This is a genomic window from Delftia sp. GW456-R20, assembly GCF_001622915.1.
Classification (GTDB): Bacteria; Pseudomonadota; Gammaproteobacteria; order Burkholderiales; family Burkholderiaceae_C; genus Comamonas; species Comamonas acidovorans.
Genome location: NZ_LWCN01000003.1, coordinates 80380 through 98909, shown reverse-complemented (window position 1 = coordinate 98909; position 18530 = coordinate 80380). Strand labels below are relative to the sequence as shown.

17 protein-coding genes are annotated in these 18530 nt (G+C 67.3%); 7 read left to right on the top strand and 10 right to left on the bottom strand.

Going from position 1 to position 18530, the window contains the following annotated elements; all coding sequences use genetic code 11:
- Positions 1-27: 27 nt before the first annotated feature.
- Entirely contained in the window at positions 28-1074 is a 1047-nt protein-coding gene (gene cyoA, locus A4F85_RS01720) for a ubiquinol oxidase subunit II (protein WP_012205882.1), read from the bottom strand.
- Positions 1075-1372: 298 nt separating this feature from the next.
- Between cyoA and A4F85_RS01715 the strand changes: the two genes are divergently transcribed.
- Positions 1373-2710: an MFS transporter gene (locus A4F85_RS01715; protein WP_013802160.1), complete on the top strand. Its 1338-nt coding sequence runs from the start codon at positions 1373-1375 to the stop codon at positions 2708-2710.
- 56 nt (positions 2711-2766) lie between these two features.
- On the opposite strand, the gene A4F85_RS01710 is transcribed toward A4F85_RS01715, so the two are convergent.
- The gene (locus tag A4F85_RS01710) at positions 2767-3108 is read right to left on the bottom strand and encodes a hypothetical protein (protein WP_063325451.1); all 342 of its coding nucleotides are present in this window, start codon (positions 3106-3108) and stop codon (positions 2767-2769) included.
- Between the two features lie 393 nt (positions 3109-3501).
- On the opposite strand from A4F85_RS01710, the gene alaS reads away from it, so the two are divergent.
- The 3 genes from alaS to A4F85_RS01695 all read left to right on the top strand — a co-directional run bounded on the left by alaS (position 3502) and on the right by A4F85_RS01695 (position 8566).
- A complete protein-coding gene (gene alaS, locus A4F85_RS01705) occupies positions 3502-6126 on the top strand; it encodes an alanine--tRNA ligase (RefSeq protein ID WP_063325450.1) in 2625 nt (874 codons plus the stop codon).
- 88 nt (positions 6127-6214) lie between these two features.
- Complete coding sequence (locus A4F85_RS01700; RefSeq protein WP_013802163.1) at positions 6215-7306, top strand: ABC transporter substrate-binding protein; 1092 nt, start codon at positions 6215-6217, stop codon at positions 7304-7306.
- 9 nt (positions 7307-7315) lie between these two features.
- Positions 7316-8566: a GGDEF domain-containing protein gene (locus A4F85_RS01695; RefSeq protein ID WP_063325449.1), complete on the top strand. Its 1251-nt coding sequence runs from the start codon at positions 7316-7318 to the stop codon at positions 8564-8566.
- A 22-nt stretch (positions 8567-8588) separates the two neighbouring features.
- Here A4F85_RS01695 and A4F85_RS01690 read toward each other — a convergent pair whose 3' ends face one another.
- The 5 genes from A4F85_RS01690 to A4F85_RS01670 form a co-directional block, all read right to left on the bottom strand.
- Positions 8589-9611, bottom strand: a complete 1023-nt coding sequence (locus tag A4F85_RS01690; RefSeq protein WP_013802165.1) for a GGDEF domain-containing protein — start codon at positions 9609-9611, stop codon at positions 8589-8591.
- A 34-nt stretch (positions 9612-9645) separates the two neighbouring features.
- Positions 9646-10401 carry a tRNA (guanosine(46)-N7)-methyltransferase TrmB gene (gene trmB, locus A4F85_RS01685; RefSeq protein WP_373765413.1) on the bottom strand — a complete coding sequence of 252 codons (756 nt, stop codon included), beginning with the start codon at positions 10399-10401 and terminating at the stop codon, positions 9646-9648.
- A gap of 64 nt (positions 10402-10465) precedes the next feature.
- The gene (gluQRS, locus tag A4F85_RS01680) at positions 10466-11404 is read right to left on the bottom strand and encodes a tRNA glutamyl-Q(34) synthetase GluQRS (protein ID WP_063325448.1); all 939 of its coding nucleotides are present in this window, start codon (positions 11402-11404) and stop codon (positions 10466-10468) included.
- A gap of 55 nt (positions 11405-11459) precedes the next feature.
- Entirely contained in the window at positions 11460-12587 is a 1128-nt protein-coding gene (locus tag A4F85_RS01675; RefSeq protein WP_063325447.1) for an NAD(P)/FAD-dependent oxidoreductase, read from the bottom strand.
- Positions 12588-12721: 134 nt separating this feature from the next.
- Positions 12722-13660, bottom strand: coding sequence for a LysR family transcriptional regulator (locus A4F85_RS01670; protein WP_013802168.1), 939 nt, complete (start codon positions 13658-13660; stop codon positions 12722-12724).
- 133 nt (positions 13661-13793) lie between these two features.
- Between A4F85_RS01670 and A4F85_RS01665 the strand changes: the two genes are divergently transcribed.
- From A4F85_RS01665 to A4F85_RS01655, 3 genes are all read left to right on the top strand, one after another.
- Positions 13794-14495 (top strand): pirin family protein, encoded by a 702-nt coding sequence (locus A4F85_RS01665; RefSeq protein WP_012205871.1) that lies wholly within the window; start codon positions 13794-13796, stop codon positions 14493-14495.
- Positions 14496-14539: 44 nt separating this feature from the next.
- On the top strand, positions 14540-14947 hold the full coding sequence (locus A4F85_RS01660; RefSeq protein WP_013802170.1) for a DoxX family protein: 408 nt from the start codon (positions 14540-14542) through the stop codon (positions 14945-14947).
- Positions 14948-15107: 160 nt separating this feature from the next.
- Positions 15108-15677 carry a flavodoxin family protein gene (locus A4F85_RS01655; protein ID WP_063325446.1) on the top strand — a complete coding sequence of 190 codons (570 nt, stop codon included), beginning with the start codon at positions 15108-15110 and terminating at the stop codon, positions 15675-15677.
- Between the two features lie 20 nt (positions 15678-15697).
- On the opposite strand, the gene A4F85_RS01650 is transcribed toward A4F85_RS01655, so the two are convergent.
- Genes A4F85_RS01650 through ehuD form a run of 3 tightly spaced genes read right to left on the bottom strand, consistent with a single transcriptional unit; the run spans position 15698 to position 18452 of the window.
- Complete coding sequence (locus A4F85_RS01650; protein WP_063325445.1) at positions 15698-17038, bottom strand: NAD(P)/FAD-dependent oxidoreductase; 1341 nt, start codon at positions 17036-17038, stop codon at positions 15698-15700.
- Entirely contained in the window at positions 17035-17790 is a 756-nt protein-coding gene (locus A4F85_RS01645) for an amino acid ABC transporter ATP-binding protein (RefSeq protein ID WP_063325444.1), read from the bottom strand. The genes A4F85_RS01650 and A4F85_RS01645 overlap by 4 nt, the downstream gene beginning before the upstream one ends.
- On the bottom strand, positions 17787-18452 hold the full coding sequence (gene ehuD / locus A4F85_RS01640; protein ID WP_016451664.1) for an ectoine/hydroxyectoine ABC transporter permease subunit EhuD: 666 nt from the start codon (positions 18450-18452) through the stop codon (positions 17787-17789). Before ehuD ends, A4F85_RS01645 begins: the two co-directional genes overlap by 4 nt.
- Between the last annotated feature and the right edge of the window lie 78 nt (positions 18453-18530).

Here is an 18530-nt window from a genome sequence, read left to right as displayed (position 1 = left end):
TGGCCGTCGTCCGCGTCCGCTAACTGCTTATTGCTGCGCAGCGGCTGCGGAGCCGTCGCGCTGGTCCAGGAAGGCCACGACGCGGTCGGCGTTTTGCACCGTGCACACATCCTGGGGCAGGTTCATGCCCACGGCCTTGAGATAGGCTTCGCCGCCGGCAGCGTCGATGGCCATCATGTGATGCATGCACATCTTGCCTTCTTCGACACAGCGGTTGAGCACCTTGTCGTACAGGCCTTCGTCCACCGTGGCGAAGCGCTCGACCGGGTTGCGCTCGCTGGGCTTGACCAGGTTCAGGTAGGTATCGCGCGTCAGGGCCTTGCCTTCGGACTTGGCCTTGGCAACCCACTGATCGAACTCTTCGTTGCTCAGGCCATGGAACTTGAACGTCATGCCCGAGAAGCCGGCGCCGCTGTAGTGCGATGCCAGGCCGTGGAACACGCCGGGCTTGTTGATCACGGCGTTCAGCTCGGTCTGCATGCCGGGCATGGCATAGATCATGCCGGCCAGGTCAGGCACGTAGAAGGAGTTCATCGTCGAGGTGGCGGTCAGCTTGAAGTGGATGGGACGATCCACGGGAGCGGCCAGCTCGTTGACGGTGGCGATGCCTTTTTCAGGGATGAAGAACAGCCACTTCCAGTCCATGGCCACGACCTGCACCTCCAGCGGCTTGACATCGGTGCTCAGCGGCTTGGTGGCCGAGACGCGGTCCAGCGGACGGTAGGGGTCCAGCTTGTGGGTGCTGATCCAGGTGATGGCGCCCAGCGCGATGATGATCATCAGCGGCACGGACCAGATCACCAGCTCCAGCGTGGTGGAGTGGTGCCATTCGGGGTCGTAGTGGGCCTCGGTGTTCGACTGGCGGTATTTCCAGGCGAAAAGCAGCGTGAGGATGATCACCGGGATGATGATGATCAGCATCAGCAAGGTGGCCGTGACCACCAGGTTGCCTTGCTGCGCGGCGATGTCGCCGGCGGGGTTGAGCACGACGGCTTTGCTGCAGCCAGTGAGACTGGCTGTCAAAGCGGCCGCGGTGAGCCACGCAGGCCCACGGAGTTCCTTGATTTTTAGCATGCTAGGGGCGCAACAAGAGCGCGTTTACATAGAAACGCGGATTACAAGATCCGGGCAAATGTATTACGAAGTATAAATTTGTCCATTGGACATTTTGTCCAACGTCAAGGGGAGGCCGGGAACTTTCTGCTACCTGGGCGGGTGCACGGCAGGTGCCTGGCGGTCCGGAGGCCGCATTTTCGCGTCGCGCGCAGCAGGACAAACACCGAGGCCGGTCGAGGTGGAAACCGCCTTGCGCCAGATCAAGCGAGGGCGTAGAACAGAGCTGTCAGTGAGACGAGACAAGGAGCATCCATCTATGAGCGGCCTCGACACAACTGCAAGCTTCCCGGGCGGAAGCTATGAGAGCAAAGAATCTCTGTCCCGCGCCGACACCCACGAAGATGTCACGCCCAACGAAATCGCCGTCGGCGTGATCATCGGGCGATCCTCGGAGTACTTCGACTTCTTCGTGTTCGGCATCGCCTGCGTGCTGGTCTTCCCGGCACTGCTGTTTCCCTACCTTTCCAAGCTCGACGGCACGCTGATGTCGTTCGCCATCTTCTCGCTGGCCTTCGTGGCCCGGCCGCTGGGCACGGCGCTGTCCATGGCCGTGCAGCGGCGCTGGGGGCGGGCGACCAAGCTGACGCTGGCGCTGTTTCTGCTGGGCGTGTGCACCGTGGGCATGGCCTTCCTGCCCAGCTACCAGCAGGCGGGGGTGAACGCCATCATCGTGCTGGCGCTGCTGCGCATAGGCCAGGGCATTGCGCTGGGCGGCTCGTGGGACGGCCTGCCGTCGCTGCTGGCCATGTCGGCGCCCAAGAACCGGCGCGGCTGGTATTCGATGATGGGCCAGTTGGGCGCGCCGCTGGGCTTCGTGCTCGCGGCAGGGCTGTTTGCCTTCATCTACGCCCATGTGGGAGCCGACGAGTTCCTCAGCTGGGGCTGGCGCTATCCCTTCTGCGTGGCCTTTGCCATCAACGTCGTGGCACTGTTTGCCCGGCTGCGCCTGGTCGTGGGCCAGTCCTACACCGAACTGCTGCAGCAGCGTGAGCTGGAGCCCATGGGCGTGCTGCCGCTGATGCGCGACGAGGGACGCAACGTGGTGATTGGCGCGTTTGCCGCCCTGGCCAGCTTTGCGCTGTTCCACCTGGTGACCATCTTCCCGCTTTCCTGGATCTCGCTGTATTCGGACCAGTCGGTGACCCATGTGCTCGGGGTGCAGATCGTGGGCGCCTTCTGTGCGGCTGCCGCCATCATGGTCTCGGGCTGGCTGGCCGACCGTGTGGGCCGGCGCAACACGCTGGGCACCATGGCCTGCCTGATCGGCATCTTCAGCTTCCTGGCGCCCTGGCTGCTGGGCAGCGGAACGATGGGGAACAACGTGTTCATCATCGTCGGCTTCATCCTGCTGGGCCTGTCCTATGGCCAGGCGGCAGGCACGGTGACGTCCAACTTCCCCTCACGCTATCGCTACACGGGTGCCGCGTTGTCCTCGGACATGGCCTGGCTGGTGGGCGCGGCATTCGCTCCGCTGGTGGCCCTGGGCGTGTCCTCGCGCTTCGGACTGGTGGCGCTGGGGATCTATCTGCTGTCGGGCGCGCTGTGCACGCTGGCGGCACTGGGCATCAACCGCGCCATCGAGACGCGCGACTGAACGGGCGCAGCAAATCAAAGGCCGGCTCTGCCGGCCTTTTTCGTTGTGACTTCGCCTCAGGGGTTTTCACCGTAGCGCTGCTTGAAGTCGAATTCGAGCCTGTCGCAGTCCTGCACCGATTCAAACTGCTGCGTCTTGCGCTCGGCCTCTGGCCGCGCGGTTTCCTTGCGGCAGATCTTGATGGTTTCGCGCTCCACCCAGCGCGCCTCGCCTTCGGGCGTGGACAGCAACTGGCCAGCCAGCATGAGCACAGCGAAGAAGGCCACGGGCAGGCCGATGAGCCAGGGCACGATGCGGCTTTTTGGCGGCTTGGGCGGTTTGGCCGGATCGGATCCGTTGGCGCTGGCAGCGGTGGCCGGTTCGCTGGAATGGGGCTCGGGTGTCTGTGGTTGCGCCATGGTGTGCTTGCTGTGGTTCCGGCTGGCGATTATCCAGGGCGCCCATCGCGCGCAGTCTGAGCGGGATCAGGGAACGGCGAGATCGCCTGTGCTAGCCATCTCCCTCATCTCCTGCACCAGCCATTTCTCCAGCGCAAGAATGTCGGCCCTGCGCCCCGGATGGTGCGCCACCCACAGCTGCAGGCGCCGCGGACCGGCCAGTGACGGGCTGGAGATCGTGCTCAAGGGCGGGCAGATGGGAGTAGAGGCCTTCTTTGGCCACGTGCGTGATGGAGGCCAGGCAGGGCTCGCTGCCGCAACCATGGGGCAAACCTATAATGCGCGTTGGTCCCGACGGGACACCCTCCCGCCAGGGACAGCGCCCCGCGTGCGCGCTCCGAACTCCTAGACACCATGAGCACACCCACTTTCACCGTTGCCGACATTCGCAAGAGCTTTCTGGACTTTTTCGCATCCAAGGGCCACACCATCGTGGAGTCGAGCCCCCTGGTGCCCGGCAACGATCCGACGCTGATGTTCACCAACTCGGGCATGGTCCAGTTCAAGGACGTGTTCCTGGGCACCGACAAGCGCCCCTACAAGCGCGCCACCTCGGTGCAGACCTGCCTGCGCGCAGGCGGCAAGCACAACGATCTGGAAAACGTGGGCTACACGGCCCGCCACCACACCTTCTTCGAGATGCTGGGCAACTGGTCCTTCGGCGATTACTTCAAGCGCGAGTCGCTCAAGTGGGCCTGGGAGTTGCTGACCGAGGTCTACAAGCTGCCCAAGGAACGCCTGCTGGCCACGGTCTACGCCGAGGACGACGAGGCCTATGACATCTGGACCAAGGAAATCGGCCTGCCGCCCGAGCGCGTGATCCGCATTGGCGACAACAAGGGCGGCCGCTACAAGAGCGACAACTTCTGGATGATGGCCGACACCGGCCCCTGCGGCCCCTGCTCGGAAATCTTCTACGACCACGGCGCGCACGTGGCCGGCGGCCCTCCGGGCAGCCCTGACGAAGACGGCGACCGCTTCATCGAAATCTGGAACAACGTGTTCATGCAGTTCGACATGGACGAGCAGGGCAACGTCAAGCCACTGCCCGCGCCCTGCGTGGACACCGGCATGGGCCTGGAGCGCCTGGCCGCCATCCTGCAGCATGTGCACAGCAACTACGAGATCGACCTGTTCCAGGCGCTGATCAAGGCCGCTGCGCGCGAGACGCACATCACCGACATCGAGACCCCCTCGCTCAAGGTGATCGCCGACCACATCCGCGCCACTGCCTTCCTGGTGGCCGATGGCGTGATCCCCTCCAACGAAGGCCGCGGCTACGTGCAGCGCCGCATCGTGCGCCGCGCCATCCGCCACGGCTACAAGCTGGGCCAGAAGACCCCGTTCTTCCACAAGCTGGTCAAGGACCTGGTGGCCGTGATGGGCGATGCCTATCCCAAGATCCGCGAGCAGGAAGCGCGCATCACCGAAGTGCTGCGGGTCGAGGAAGAGCGCTTCTTCGAGACCCTGGCCAACGGCATGGAAATCCTGGACGCTGCGCTGGCCGGTGGCGCCAAGGTGCTGCCGGGCGACGTGGCCTTCAAGCTGCACGACACCTACGGCTTCCCCCTGGACCTGACCAACGACGTCTGCCGCGAGCGCGGCCTGAGCGTGGACGAGGCGGGCTTCCAGGCCGCTATGGAAGAGCAGAAGAACAAGGCCCGCGCAGCAGGCAAGTTCAAGATGGACCGCGCCCTGGAGTACACGGGCGATGCCAACGCCTTCACGGGCTACCAGAAGCTGGCCGAGGCCGCCAAGGTGGTGGCACTGTATGCCGAAGGCAGCGCCGTGCAGGAACTGAAGGCCGGCCAGAGCGGCGTGGTCGTGCTCGACACCACGCCTTTCTACGCCGAGTCCGGCGGCCAGGTGGGCGACCAGGGTGTGATCAGCACCACGGGCGCACGCTTCGCGGTCGAGGACACGCTCAAGATCAAGGCCGATGTGTTCGGCCACCATGGCGTGCTGGAGTCCGGCAGCCTCAAGGTGGGCGATGCCGTGCAGGCCGAGGTGGACACGCAGCTGCGTGCCGCCACCATGCGCAACCACTCGGTCACGCACATCATGCACAAGGCCCTGCGCGAAGTGCTGGGCGATCATGTGCAGCAAAAGGGCTCGCTGGTCAACGCCGAGCGCACGCGCTTCGACTTTGCCCACAACCAGCCCGTGACCGCTGAAGAGATCCGCGAGATCGAACGCCGCGTGAACGCCGAGATCCTGGCCAACACGCCCACCGATGCGCGCGTGATGGACATCGAATCGGCCAAGGCCACAGGCGCCATGATGCTGTTCGGCGAGAAGTACGGCGACTCCGTGCGCGTGCTGGACATCGGCAGCAGCCGCGAGCTGTGCGGCGGCACCCACGTGCAGCGCACGGGCGACATCGGCCTGTTCAAGGTGGTGGGCGAAGGCGGCGTGGCCGCTGGCGTGCGCCGCATCGAGGCGGTGACCGGCGAGAACGCGCTGGCCTACCTGCAATCGCTGGAATCCACGGTGGACCAGGCCGCCGCCGCGCTGAAGGCGCCGACGGCCGAGCTGAACACCCGCATCGGCGGTGCGCTGGAGCAGATCCGCGCGCTGGAGAAGGAAGTGGCTGCGCTCAAGGGCAAGCTCGCTTCCAGCCAGGGCGACGAGCTGGCCGGCCAGGCCGTGGACGTCAAGGGCATCAAGGTGCTGGCCGCCAGGCTGGAAGGCGCCGACGCCAAGACCCTGCGCGACACCATGGACAAGCTCAAGGACAAGCTGGGCGCCGCAGCCATCGTGCTGGCCGCCGTCGATGGCGACAAGGTGCAGCTGGCCGCAGGCGTGACCAAGGCCGAGACCTCGCGCATCAAGGCTGGCGATCTGGTGAACTTCGTGGCCAGCCAGGTCGGCGGCAAGGGCGGCGGCAAGCCCGACATGGCCATGGCCGGCGGCACGGACGCTTCGGGCCTGCCCGCGGCGCTGGCCGGTGTGCAGGCCTGGGTGGCAGAGCGCGTCTGACCCAGCTGCGCGGCAGATGATTCCTGCTGCCCCTTCTTCGGGACGCCCCGGTGGACTCCACCGGGGCGTCTTGCCGTGGGCGCTGCGTATGACCTACATGGCCTGGGTGATGGGCGTGCTGGCGCAGTCGGCCGCTGCCGCCGCGCAAAGCGTGGTCTTCATCAACCCCGGCCGGTCCGACGAGCGCTACTGGACCACGGTCAGCGAGGCCATGCAGGACGCGGCCAGCAGCCTGGGCATGCAGCTGCAGGTCCGCTATGCCCAGCGCGACCACCTGCGCCCCATCGAGATTGCGCGCCAGATTGCCGCCTTGCCCAAGGCGCAGCGGCCCCGCTACGTGATGTTTACCAACGACTACAGCGTGGCGCCTGAAATCCTGCGCACGCTGGAGGCCGCAGGCATCGACAGCTTCATGGCCTTCAGCGGCGTGCCCGAGACGTTGCGCGGCCAGACCGGTGTGGCGCGGGAGCGCTATCGCCACTGGCTGGGCAGCCTGGAGCCGGGCGCCGAGGAGGCCGGCTACCTGACCGCCAAGTCACTGTTCGCCGCTGCGCGGGCATCGGGCCAGGCGCGTGCGGCCGATGGCCGGCTGCACATGGTGGCCATTGCCGGGGACCGCTCCACGCCCTCCTCGGTGGAGCGCAATGCCGGCATGCGCCGCGCGGCGGCCGAGGCCAGCGACGTTGTGCTGCAGCAGGAAGTCTTTGGCGAATGGCGCCGCGAACGCGCCGAGCAGCAGGCGGCCGTGCTGTTCCAGCGCTATCCCGAGGTGCGCCTGGTCTGGGCGGGCAACGACGAGATGGCCTTTGGCGCCATGCAGGCCTGGCGCGCGCGGGGCGGCTCGCCGGGGCGTGACGCCTTCTTCAGCGCCATCAATTCATCGGCCGCCGCCATGACGGCGCTGCGCACGGGCGAGCTGTCGGCACTGGCGGGCGGCCATTTCCTGACCGGCGCCTGGGCCCTGGTCATGCTCTACGACCATGCGCACGGCACCGATTTCGCCTCCGAAGGGCTGGAGCAGGTGCGGCCCATGTTCACGCTGCTGGACAAGTCCCAGATCGACCGCTACGAGCACAGGATCAGCGCGCCGCTGGCCCCTCTGGACTTTCGCAGCTACAGCAAGCACCTCAATCCCCGGCTGCGGCGCTACGGATTCGAGCTCAAGCACCTGCTGCGCTGAGCGCCTTCCATGCCCCGCTTCCGTTCGATCGCCTCCCTGCTGATCCTGCGCATCATGCTGCTGGCCGTGGCCTGCATGCTGGTGTTTGGCGGCGCCCACGCCTGGTGGGAGTACCGCAAGGGGCAGCAGGAGTTTCGCCGCTCCATGGAGACGCTGGTGGCCAACAGCATGATCTCGCTGTCCGCCGCGCTGTGGGACATCGAGCCGGCCCTGGTGCGCGAGCAGGTGCAGTGGCTGGGCAAGCTGCCCCTGGTGGGACATGTGCAGCTGCGCGTCACCTCCACGGGCGAGATGTACGAGGCGGGCGAGCCCAGGGATGGCCGCGCGCCTGCCGTGTCCATGCTCATTCCGGCACCGCGTCACAGCCAGTCCAGCCTGCCGCTGGGCGAACTGCAGGTCTGGGAGAACCGGGGCCACTACCTGGAGGTGCTGCGCGACTCCACGCTGCGCGTGCTGCTGGGCTATGCGCTGTTCACGGCCCTGGTCTGCCTGATGGTGGCCTGGGTGATGCGCAGGGAGCTGCGCCAGCCGCTGCAGCAGATTGCGGGCTTTGCGGCCAACCTCAAGCCCAATGAGTTGTCGAGGCCCTTGGTGCTGGAGCGGGCGCGGCGCGGGCAGCGCGACGAGATCGACATGGTAGTGCAGGGCTTTGGCCAGTTGCAGCATGACCTGCGCGGCCACATCGAGCATCTGGACCTGCTGGTGGCCCAGCGCACGGCCCAGCTGGAGGAGCTGGTGGAAGAGGTCAAGCGCATGTCGCTGACCGATGCGCTGACCGGATGCCTCAACCGCCGCGCCATGGACGAGCGCCTGGCCTCCGAGGTCGCCCAGGGCCAGCGCCTGGGTGCGGCCCTGAGCGTGATGTTCGTGGACGTGGACCGCTTCAAGCAGGTCAATGACAGGCACGGCCATGCCGCAGGCGATGCCGTGCTGCGCGAGGTGGCGCTGCGTTGCCGGCACGCACTGGAGCGGGAGCCTTCGGCGCACTGGATGGCGCGCTATGGCGGGGAGGAGTTCCTGATCGTGATGCCGGGTGTGGCTGCGGCCCAGGCCTGGGCGCTGGCCGGGCAGCTACGCGAGGCCATACGCTCCACGCCCATACAGGTCCATGGCCTGGAGCTGGCGGCGACGGCCAGCTTTGGCGTGGCGCAACTGCAGGGCGCCGAGAGCGCGCAGGAACTGCTGCAGCGCGCCGATGCCATGCTCTACGAGGCCAAGCACGCCGGGCGCGACTGCGTGCGCGTGGCCGGCCTCGCCTGAACGGCACGGCGCCAGGGCCGGCTCAGAACAGTTCGATATCGTTGCTGTTCACCTGGGGGGCCAGCAGCCCCTGGGTGATCAGATCACCGTAGTACCAGGTCTGGTTGCGGCCATGCTCCTTGGCGTGGTAGAGGGCCTGGTCGGCATGGCCCAGCACCTCCACGGGTGCGCCCGTGCCCATGGCGGCAAAGCCCGTGCTCACGGTGATGCGGCCGACCTGGGGGAACTCGTAGCTCTCCACGTCGTGGCGCAGGCGCTCCAGCGCCTTGCGGGCATTGACCAGGCTGACCGAGCGCAGCAGCACCACGAATTCCTCGCCGCCGAAGCGGAACACACGGTCCTTGGCGTCGAAGCAGCTGCGCAGGATGTTGGCGACCAGGATCAGCACCTCGTCGCCATACAGGTGGCCAAAGCGGTCGTTGATGCGCTTGAAATGGTCGATGTCGATGGCAGCCAGCCACTGGCCGGGAACGTCTTCCGTGGCCACGCCCGGCATGGCCATCGGCGCCTCCTGCAGCGACAGGCGCAGGAACTGTTCGTCGAAGGTCTTGCGGTTGAGCAGGCCGGTCAGCGCATCGCGTTCGCTGTAGTCCAGCAGGCTCTGGTAGTTGTGATAGACGCCGAAGATGCCCTGGATCACATCGAGCCGGCTGGGCGAGAAGGCCGTGGACTGCGTGATCTCCAGGCAGTGGTAGGCCGTCTCCTGGCGCCACAGCGGCAGCCACAGCACGTGCTGGCCATCGGGCTGCACGGCCGAGGCGATGAGGGCGCGCTGCTGCAGCGCCTGCTGCAGCGCGGGCATGGAGGCCAGCTCCACGCTTTGCGGGTCATACAGGGCCTCGGCATCGGTGGACATGACCTGATCGCCCTGGCTCCAGGTGCGCGCACGCACGCAGTGCCTGCCGTCGGGCATGGCGAACAGCTCCAGCGCCCGCACCTGTACCACGCCATTGAGCTTGAACAGGGTGGACAGCACCGAGATTTCCAATCGCAGATGGTCCCTGTGGGCCGTCATCTCGACCAGATTCTGTAGCAATGGCTGCATGCGAGGCCTTGTATTGGAAGAGGGCGCGACCGGCTCAGCGGCGCTCAAACACCAGATCCCACACGCCGTGGCCCAGGCGGATGCCACGGTTCTCGAACTTGGTCAGCGGCCGGTAGTCGGGCTTGGCGGCATAGCCTTCGGCCGTGTTGGCCAGCAGGGGTTCCGCGCCCAGCACTTCCAGCATCTGCACCGCATAGGGCTCCCAGTCGGTGGCGCAGTGGATGTAGCCACCGGGACGCAGCCGCCGTGCCAGCTTGGCCACCAGAGGCTCCTGGATCAGTCGGCGCTTGTTGTGCTTTTTCTTGTGCCAGGGATCGGGGAAGAAGATGTGGATGCCGTCCAGGCTGGCCTCGGGCAGCATGTTGTCGATGACTTCGACGGCGTCGTGCTGCAGGATGCGGATGTTGGAGATGTCCTGCTCGCCAATGCGCTTGAGCAGGGCGCCCACGCCGGGCTCGTGCACCTCGCAGCACAGGAAGTTGTCATCGGGGCGCACGCGCGCGATGTGGGCCGTGGCCTCGCCCATGCCGAAGCCGATCTCCAGGATCAGGGGGGCCTGGCGGCCATAGGTGGCCGAGGCGTCCAGCGGCGCGGCCTGGTAGTTCAGCACGAAGCGCGGACCCAGCTCCTCGAAGGCCTTGGCCTGGCCTGTCGTGGTGCGGCCGGCGCGGCGCACATAGCTCTTGATGGTCTTGGGATGGGCCACGCCCTCGGGCGGCTGGCCGGTACGGGCGGCCGCAGGTGTGGAGGGCGAAGAGGAATCGTGCGGCGCACCGGGGGCAGCGGACATGGTGTTCGGGGTATCGCCGTCCATGGACTGCTCGGCTTGGGGGGAAGAAATTGGGTTCACGGGCTCAATTGTATGTATGGCGCCAGCCCCTGACCCAGAACTGCAGCGCTTCGCCCAATGCGGCCTGGGGTGATGGCTGGGGCAGTCCCAGGTGGGCGGCTGCGGTGCGCAGCGCGGTCACGGGGGCGCTCAGGTCCAGTGCAGGGGCGCCGTGCTGCTTGGAAAGCTTTTCGCCGTCGGGCATGAGCACCAGCGGCGTGTGCAGGTACTGCGGGTGACCTATGCCCAGGGCGCGCTGCAGCAGCATCTGGCGGGGCGTATTGTCGGCGAGGTCGGCGCCGCGCACCACATGGGTGATGCCCTGCAGGCCGTCATCGACGACCACGGCGAGCTGGTAGGCCCACAGGCCGGCGGCCCGGCGCAGGACAAAGTCGCCCACGCCGTGGATCACATCCTGCTGCTGGGCGCCCAAGCGGCGGTCCTGCCAGTGCAGCACGGGGTCGTGGCGGGTGAAGCGGTCCAGCGCAAAGCGCCAAGCCCGGGCGCTCTTGCCGTGCAGGCCGTCGCGGCAGGTGCCGGGGTAGGGCCGCTCCACATGGCGCTCATGGACCCAGCCCAGGTTTTCCCAGGCTGCCTCGATGTCCTTGCGCGTGCAGCCGCAGGGATAGGCCAGGCCGCCGGCCTTGAGTCGCTCCAGTGCGCTTTCGTAGAAGGTGTGGCGGCGGGACTGCCAGACGGGCTCTTCATCCGGCAGCAGGCCGCAGGTGGCAAGCTGGTTCAGGATGGCGGTGTCGGCGCCGGGCTGGCAGCGCGGAGGGTCTATGTCCTCGATGCGCACCAGCCAGCGGCCGCCATGGGCGCGTGCATCCAGCCAGCTGGCCAGCGCCGCCACCAGGGAGCCTGCATGCAGCAGGCCCGTGGGTGAGGGCGCAAAACGGCCGACATACGGGGATGGGGCGGGTGCGGAGCCGGTCTCGGCGGATTCAGGGGCGGCGGGAATCATCGGGGCCGGATGTTAAGGCCTTGCGCCGCCCCCTGCCAGGACCTGGTGGCCTGGTTCAGTCCGCAACCAACGCCAGGGCCATTTCCAGTCCCGAGACAAAGGCATCCTCCACGCGGCGGCCAATGCACCAGTCGCCGCACAGGCCCAGGCCCGCATCCTTGTTGCGCAAATGGCTGCGGCCCAGCGGCGACAGGGTCTGCGCATGGGGCCAGAGGTAGACGCTGGCATGGCGGGGAGGGATGCGGATGCGCGTGATCTCGCCAAAGGCCTTCTGCATCTTGGCCAGCACGCGCGGGGCGTCGTCGGCGCGGTGCTCCTGCGACCATTGGGGACTGGCCAGCACGGTCCAGCGTTCGCTTTGGGAGCGGCCCGGCTTGGAGGATTCTCGTGCCACCCAGACCGCGCGCTCATGCGTGGTGCGGGCCGCATTCCACTGCGGCCCCAGGGTGGACAGTCCGGCCTCGGTGGCCATGGGATAGGACAGCGTCAGCGCCCAGCAGGGCGCCATTTCCACGGCCGCCATGCCCTGCACCAGCGACAGGGCCAGGGGCGTGGTCTGCAGCAGCTGGCGCGCCTGGGGCGCGGGCAGGGCGAGTATCACCTCATCGAATCCCGCGCGGATCTGCGTGGTCGGCTCGGTCGTCTCCACATGCAGGCTCCAGCCGTGCGATCCGGGCTGGCGTTCGAGCTTGGTCACGCGCTGGCCCAGGTGCAGGCGGTCGGCATCCCACAGCGGCGCGGCCCAGGCCAGCGGCAGGGCCTGCATGTCGGGCGTGGCTACCCAATGGGCTTCGGTGGGTGCGGGGGCAGCGCTCGACTGGCGGCCCTGCGCATCCAGCACGCGCAGCGTGCTCACGCTCCAGGGGCGGCACAGGCCGGGCACGGTCTGCAGGGCCAGCTCGAAGCGCTTGTCGCGCACGGTGAAATACTGCGCGCCGATGTCGAAGGCGCCATGCGCGGCGTTGACAGAGCGCATGCGCCCGCCCACCTGGGGCAGCCGCTCGTAGACATGGACATCGTGGCCGGCCTGCATCAGCGTGCGTGCGCAGGCCAGGCCCGCCATGCCGGCGCCAATCACGGCAATGCGGCGTGCGCCGGCCTTGGGGCGCGCCTTGGAGGCTTCGGGGGGCTTGGTGGCCTTTTTCTTGACCGTGGACTTGGAGGCAGCGCGGGAAGCGTTCATGGAGCAGACCTTTGCGGGCAGTGGCAGATTCCGGGAAGCATGTCCTTTCCGGCCTGCTCCACCGCAGTGGCGTGGCAGGCCGGGACCTGTAACCACTCTACACCCGCGAAGACCGCCCGGCGGCGTGCGCCAGCTCAATGTCGGTGATGATTTTCCATGAGAGCGCGGCGCGTGGCGGGGCTCTCCAACTGCTGCAGCCACCACTGCAGCGCACGTGGCGGAACTTGCTGCGGCGCGCCGGACCATGCGTAGTGCACGCGCACATTGCGCGAGGGCCGGGCAACCTGGCGCGTCACCAGCAGGCCGGCCTGCACATACACATCGGCCATGAAATGGGGCAGGAAGCCGCAGCCTATGCCGCGCACCTGGGCCTCGATCTTGGCCTGCATGGAGTCCACGGTGAAGATGTCCTGGCCGCTGAGCAGGCCCATGCTGGCGCTGTCGCGCAGGCCTGAATCGGCCACGGCGATGATGCGGTGCTGTAGCAAGGTGGCGTCGGTGATGGGCTCGGGCGCCGTGGCCAGCGGATGGTGGGGCGCCACGGCAAAGACAAAGTCCAGCTCGCCCAGCTCGCAGGCCTGCAGGCCCGCCACGTTGCTGGAGTTGACCGCCACGCCGATGGCCAGGTCGGCCCGGCCCGAGGTCAGCGTCTCCAGCGTGCCGGTGAGGATGCCGTCGCGCAGCTTCAGCCGCGTGGGTGGCTGCATGGCGTAGAAGGCCTCGACCAGCTCCAGCATCGGCGTGCGCGCCACGGCACCATCGACCACGATGGTCAGGTGCGGCTCCCAGCCCGTGGCCACGCGGCGCACGCGATGCGCCACGGTGTCGATCTCATGCAGCAGGCGCACCCCCTCGCGCAGCAGCTCCCGGCCGGCCTCGGTGGGCTGGGCGTGGCGCGAGCGGCGGTCGAACAGCAGCACGTCCAGCGCATCTTCGATCTGGCGCACACGGTAGGTCAGGGCACTGGGCACCAGGCCCAGCTGGCGTGCAGCGGCGGCAAAGCTGCCGGCCTCGGCAATGGCCTGGAGCATGGCCAGGCTGTCGGGGGTGAGCACGTCGCGGGGGCTGGGCATGGGGCGTTATGGCTTCAAAAGCTTTGAATGATGCCATCAATCCTGCTGCGCCTTGCCTGCGGCAGCGGCTTCTACAGTGGAGCCATCGACGCAAGAGTTTCGAAGATCTGACACGTTGGAAAGGGACAAAAACATGATCGCCCTGCGCAAATCCCGGGAACGCGGCCATGCCGACCATGGCTGGCTGCGCTCGCACCACAGCTTCTCGTTTGCGGGCTACCATGATCCGCGCCACATGGGCTTTGGCAACCTGCGCGTGATCAACGAAGACCACATCGCCCCGGGCACGGGCTTCGGTTCCCATGGCCACAAGGACATGGAGATCATCAGCTACGTGCTCGAAGGCCGGCTCTCGCACAAGGACAGCATGGGCAACGAGCAGACCATCTCGCCCGGCGAGGTGCAGCGCATGAGCGCCGGCTCGGGCGTGGTCCACAGCGAGCACAACCATGCGCCGGGCCAGACCACGCATTTCCTGCAGATATGGCTGCTGCCCAGCGAAACGGGCATTGCGCCCGGCTATGCGCAAAAAGCCTTTGCCGACGAGGAAAAGCGCGGCCGGCTGCGCCTGGTGGCCTCGCCCGATGGCGCCGAGGGCTCGGTCACCGTCCATGCCGATGCCCGGCTGTATGCCGGGCTGTTCGACGGCGATGAGCAGGCCGAGCTGGAACTGCCCGCCGGCCGCAAGACCTATGTGCACCTGGTACGCGGCGCGCTGAGCGTCAATGGGCAACGGCTGACAACGGGCGATGCGGCCCTTGTGGAGAATGAACCGCGACTGCGCCTGCACGACGGGGAACAGTCCGAGGTCCTGGTCTTCGATCTGCAAGCCTGAGAGCGTGCACAGCACGCTCTGAAGATTCACGAGGAGTACCCATCATGTTGAACCGTCTGAGCAACCCGCTGGCGCTGGCCGGCCGCATCCTGATCGCGCTGATGTTCGTGCCAGCGGGCTTTCAGAAAATCGGAGGCTTCGCCGGGACCGTGGGCTATGCCGCATCGGTAGGCATGCCCATGCCGCAGATCGGCGTGGCCATTGCCCTGGTGGTGGAGATCGTCGGCGGCCTGGCCTTGCTGCTGGGCTGGTGCACGCGCTGGGCGGCCCTGGTGCTGGCCTTCTTCACGCTGGTGGCCAGCTTCTTCTTTCACGCCTACTGGAGCGTGCCGGCCGACGCGGCCATGATGCAGCAGCTGCTGTTCTGGAAGAACATCGCCGTGACTGGCGGCCTGCTGGGCTTTGCCGCCCACGGTGCCGGCGGCTGGAGCGTGGATGCGCGCCGCCATTGAGTGGGTCGGGCAGCGTTGGCCATGCCCTGATTTTTGTTAGGCTACTGCCTTGAGTGGGCCCCGCAGCAGCGCTGCGGGGCCCTTTGGCGTGGATGGATTGATGAATGCGGCGCTGGCTGGCCTGTGGCTGCGCAGGGCGTCCGAGGATTGGATTTCTTGTATGGCAGATATCGTGGTGGTCTACCACTCGGGTTACGGACACACCCAGCGCATGGCCCAGGCCGTGGCCGACGGCGCAGGCGCGCGCATGCTGTCGATCGACAGCGACGGCCAGCTGCCTGCGGGTGGCTGGGAGTTGCTGGCGGCGGCAGACGCCATCATCTTTGGATCGCCCACCTACATGGGCGGGCCGAGCTGGCAGTTCAAGCGCTTTGCCGATGCCTCTTCCAAGCCGTGGTTCGTGCAGGCCTGGAAGGACAAGCTGTTCGCCGGCTTCACCAACAGTGCCAGTGTCAACGGCAACAAGCAGACCACGCTGGACTATCTGTTCCAGCTGGCCATGCAGCATGGCGGCCTGTGGGTGGGCAGCGGCATGCTGCCGTCCAACGCGCGCGCCGCGCAGCGCAATGACCTCAACTGGATAGGCGCCTTCAGCGGTGCCATGGCGCAATCGGCCTCGGATGCCTCGGCCGCCGAGATGCTGCCGGGCGACCTGGAGACGGCGCGCGTGTTCGGCGAGCGCGTGGCGCAGCAGGCGCTGCGGCTGATGCGCCAGGCCGGCGCGGTTTGATCGGCCGGCTCCACTGAGCCTCACGCCCCCAGCCGGTCCAGCAGGCTGTACCAGGCCACTCCCGCCGCTATGTACAACCGTTGCAACCCATGCAGCGGTATCGGCTGAACCGGCGTTACCGGAAAAGGGCAGGCCAGCGCATTTCCGCCGGCCATCAGCGCTGCTGCCTCCCGCCCCAGCAGGGTGGCCATGGCAATGCCGCGGCCGTTGTAGCCCAAGGCCATGGTGATGCCGGGGGCAGGCTGGTGCAGATGGGGCATGAAGTCGCGTGTGACGGCGATGCGCCCGGCCCAGCGGTACTCGTATTGGAGGGGGCCCAGGCCGGGAAACATCAGCGCCACGGCGCGTTCCAGATGGGCATAGTCGCTTGCGCCCTGCGGGTCCGCAAAATGTCCGCGCCCGCCCATGAGCAGACGGCCTTGTGCGTCCTTGCGAAAGTACAGCAGCAGGCGCTGCGAGGTCGAGCCTGTCTCGCCCCCGGGCAGGATGTGCGCGCCCGCCTTGCCCAGGGGCTGCGTGGCCACGATGAAGCTGTTGGCTGCCAGCACCGTGCGCGCCAGACCAGGCCACAGGCCATCGGTATAGCCGTTGGTGCCCAGCAGCACCTGCCTGGCCTGTATGCGGTGACCCTGGGCCGTGGTGGCGACCCAGTGGTCCGTGCCCTGGCGCTCCAGTGCCAGCACGGGCGATTCGCTGTGAACCTGCACGCCCAGGGCCTGTGCGGCGCGCACCAGTCCGCGCACGTAGGCCAGGGGCTGTATGGCGCCGGCGCGTCCATCCAGCCAGCCGCCGGCAAAGGCGGGCGTGCCTGTGCGTGCTGCCGTGGCAGCGCGGTCCAGCAGTTCCACGCGCACGCCGCGCCGTTCCCACTGCCGGGCGCGTGCGTGCATGCCGTCCACCGCCTGCTGGGTGTATCCGACCTGCAGCCAGCCGGCACGCACGGGCGCGCAGTCGATGCCGTGCCGTTCGATCAACCCGTACACAAGGTCGGCCGAGCGGGAGACGGCGTCGATCAGCCGCTCGCCACGAGCGGCGCCGTGGATGCGCTGCAGTTCGTCGGGGTCGTACTTGAGGGTGGGGTTCACCTGGCCGCCGTTGCGGCCCGACGCACCCCAGCCGGGAGCATGGGCGTCAAGCACGCACACGCTGGCGCCGCTTTCGGCCAAATGCAGTGCTGCCGACAGGCCGGTATATCCCGCGCCGATCACCAGCACGTCGGTGGTGGTCAGCGGTGCCGCCAGCGGTGGCGTGGGCGGTGCGGCGGGCGCAGTGGCTGCCCACAGCGATGGCGCTGACGGGTGCGACAGCACGGGGCGTACCGACGAAGACGATGCGATGGAGGCGGTAGCTGCCTTCGTCATGCCGCACCTTCTGACGGCGCACAGTGCTGGTGCAGCACGCGCCGCAGGAAGTCCTGCGTGCGTGCATGGCGCGGTGCGCCCAGCACCTGGGCCGAAGGGCCTTCCTCCACGATGGTGCCGCCATGCAGAAAGCACACGCGGTCGGCCACCTCGCGAGCAAAGGCCATCTCGTGCGTGACCACGATCATCGTCATGCCTTCTTCGGCCAGCTGGCGCATCACGCCCAGCACGTCGCCCACCAGTTCGGGGTCCAGGGCCGAAGTGGGTTCGTCGAACAGCATGGCCTCGGGCTTCATGGCCAGGGCGCGGGCAATGGCCACCCGCTGCTGCTGTCCGCCCGACAGCTGTGCGGGCCAGGCCTGTGCCTTGTCTGCCAGGCCTACCTTGCGCAGCAGCTCCAATGCCTCGGCATGGGCCTGGCCGGGAGCCTGGCCCTTCACATGGATGGGGCCTTCCATCACGTTCTGCACCACGGTGCGGTGCGGGAAGAGGTTGAAGCGCTGGAACACCATGCCCATGCGGCTGCGCAGCGCGTGGATGGAGGGCGCGCGGGTGTCCACGCACTCCCCGAATGCGCGCACCTCCCCGCCCTGGTACGACTCCAGGCCGTTGATGCAGCGAAGCACAGTGGACTTGCCTGATCCCGAAGGGCCGATCAGGCACACCACTTCTCCACGTGCCACGCGCAGGTTGACGCCCCGCAGCACACGATGCTCGCCGTAGGCCTTTTCCAGGTGGTCGATCTCGATCATGGCGACTTCCTCCCCGCTCCAAAGCGCTTCTCCAGACGCCTGAGCCCCCATACCAGCGGCAGGCTCATGGCCAGGTAGAGCAGGGCGACCAGGGTGTAGACCGTCATGTTCTGGAAGGTGGACGCTGCGATCAACTGGCCCTGGCGCGTCATCTCGGCCACGGTGATGGTGGAGACCAGGGACGAGTCCTTGAGCATCATCACCAGGGTGTTGCCGTAGGGCGGCAGCGCAATGCGGAATGCCTGCGGCAGCACCACGCGGCGCATGAGCAGGGCGGGTCGCATGCCCATGGCCAATGCGGCTTCACGCTGGCCGGGGTCCACCGCCTCGATGCCGGCGCGGAAGTTCTCTGCCTGATAGGCCGAATAGGCAATGCCCAGGCCGATCACCCCGGCCTGGAAGGCGGTGAGCTGGATGCCGACCTCGGGCAGCACGAAGTAGATGTAGAACAGCTGCACGATGATGGGCAGGCCCCGTATCACATTGACCACGGTCGATGCGGCCCACGAGACGGCGCGCACGGGTGAGAGCTTGCCCAGCGCCAGCACCAGTCCGATCGCGCTGGACAACAGGAACGACAGCGCGGTGACCTGCACCGTGACCACCGCTCCTTGCAGCAGGATGGGCAGGAACTCTCGCGCGTGCTGCACAAATGCTTGCATGGCGTACTTTCCTCGAAGGTGTCATTGCCGTGCATTGCGCGGCAAAGGGGGGAGGCGAGGCGCGAGGCGACCCGGCGG

What these genes read in the sequence shown, in the direction of transcription:
- cyoA (WP_012205882.1), bottom strand. Translation starts at nt 1,074, where the DNA reads ATGCTAAAAATCAAGGAACTCCGTGGGCCTGCGTGGCTCACCGCGGCC.
- A4F85_RS01660 (WP_013802170.1), top strand. Translation starts at nt 14,540, where the DNA reads ATGTTGAACCGTCTGAGCAACCCGCTGGCGCTGGCCGGCCGCATCCTG.
- A4F85_RS01650 (WP_063325445.1), bottom strand. Translation starts at nt 17,038, where the DNA reads ATGACGAAGGCAGCTACCGCCTCCATCGCATCGTCTTCGTCGGTACGC.
- A4F85_RS01665 (WP_012205871.1), top strand. Translation starts at nt 13,794, where the DNA reads ATGATCGCCCTGCGCAAATCCCGGGAACGCGGCCATGCCGACCATGGC.
- alaS (WP_063325450.1), top strand. Translation starts at nt 3,502, where the DNA reads ATGAGCACACCCACTTTCACCGTTGCCGACATTCGCAAGAGCTTTCTG.
- A4F85_RS01700 (WP_013802163.1), top strand. Translation starts at nt 6,215, where the DNA reads ATGACCTACATGGCCTGGGTGATGGGCGTGCTGGCGCAGTCGGCCGCT.
- A4F85_RS01690 (WP_013802165.1), bottom strand. Translation starts at nt 9,611, where the DNA reads ATGCAGCCATTGCTACAGAATCTGGTCGAGATGACGGCCCACAGGGAC.
- gluQRS (WP_063325448.1), bottom strand. Translation starts at nt 11,404, where the DNA reads ATGATTCCCGCCGCCCCTGAATCCGCCGAGACCGGCTCCGCACCCGCC.
- A4F85_RS01670 (WP_013802168.1), bottom strand. Translation starts at nt 13,660, where the DNA reads ATGCCCAGCCCCCGCGACGTGCTCACCCCCGACAGCCTGGCCATGCTC.
- A4F85_RS01710 (WP_063325451.1), bottom strand. Translation starts at nt 3,108, where the DNA reads ATGGCGCAACCACAGACACCCGAGCCCCATTCCAGCGAACCGGCCACC.
- A4F85_RS01655 (WP_063325446.1), top strand. Translation starts at nt 15,108, where the DNA reads ATGGCAGATATCGTGGTGGTCTACCACTCGGGTTACGGACACACCCAG.
- ehuD (WP_016451664.1), bottom strand. Translation starts at nt 18,452, where the DNA reads ATGCAAGCATTTGTGCAGCACGCGCGAGAGTTCCTGCCCATCCTGCTG.
- A4F85_RS01695 (WP_063325449.1), top strand. Translation starts at nt 7,316, where the DNA reads ATGCCCCGCTTCCGTTCGATCGCCTCCCTGCTGATCCTGCGCATCATG.
- A4F85_RS01715 (WP_013802160.1), top strand. Translation starts at nt 1,373, where the DNA reads ATGAGCGGCCTCGACACAACTGCAAGCTTCCCGGGCGGAAGCTATGAG.
- A4F85_RS01645 (WP_063325444.1), bottom strand. Translation starts at nt 17,790, where the DNA reads ATGATCGAGATCGACCACCTGGAAAAGGCCTACGGCGAGCATCGTGTG.
- A4F85_RS01675 (WP_063325447.1), bottom strand. Translation starts at nt 12,587, where the DNA reads ATGAACGCTTCCCGCGCTGCCTCCAAGTCCACGGTCAAGAAAAAGGCC.
- trmB (WP_373765413.1), bottom strand. Translation starts at nt 10,401, where the DNA reads ATGTCCGCTGCCCCCGGTGCGCCGCACGATTCCTCTTCGCCCTCCACA.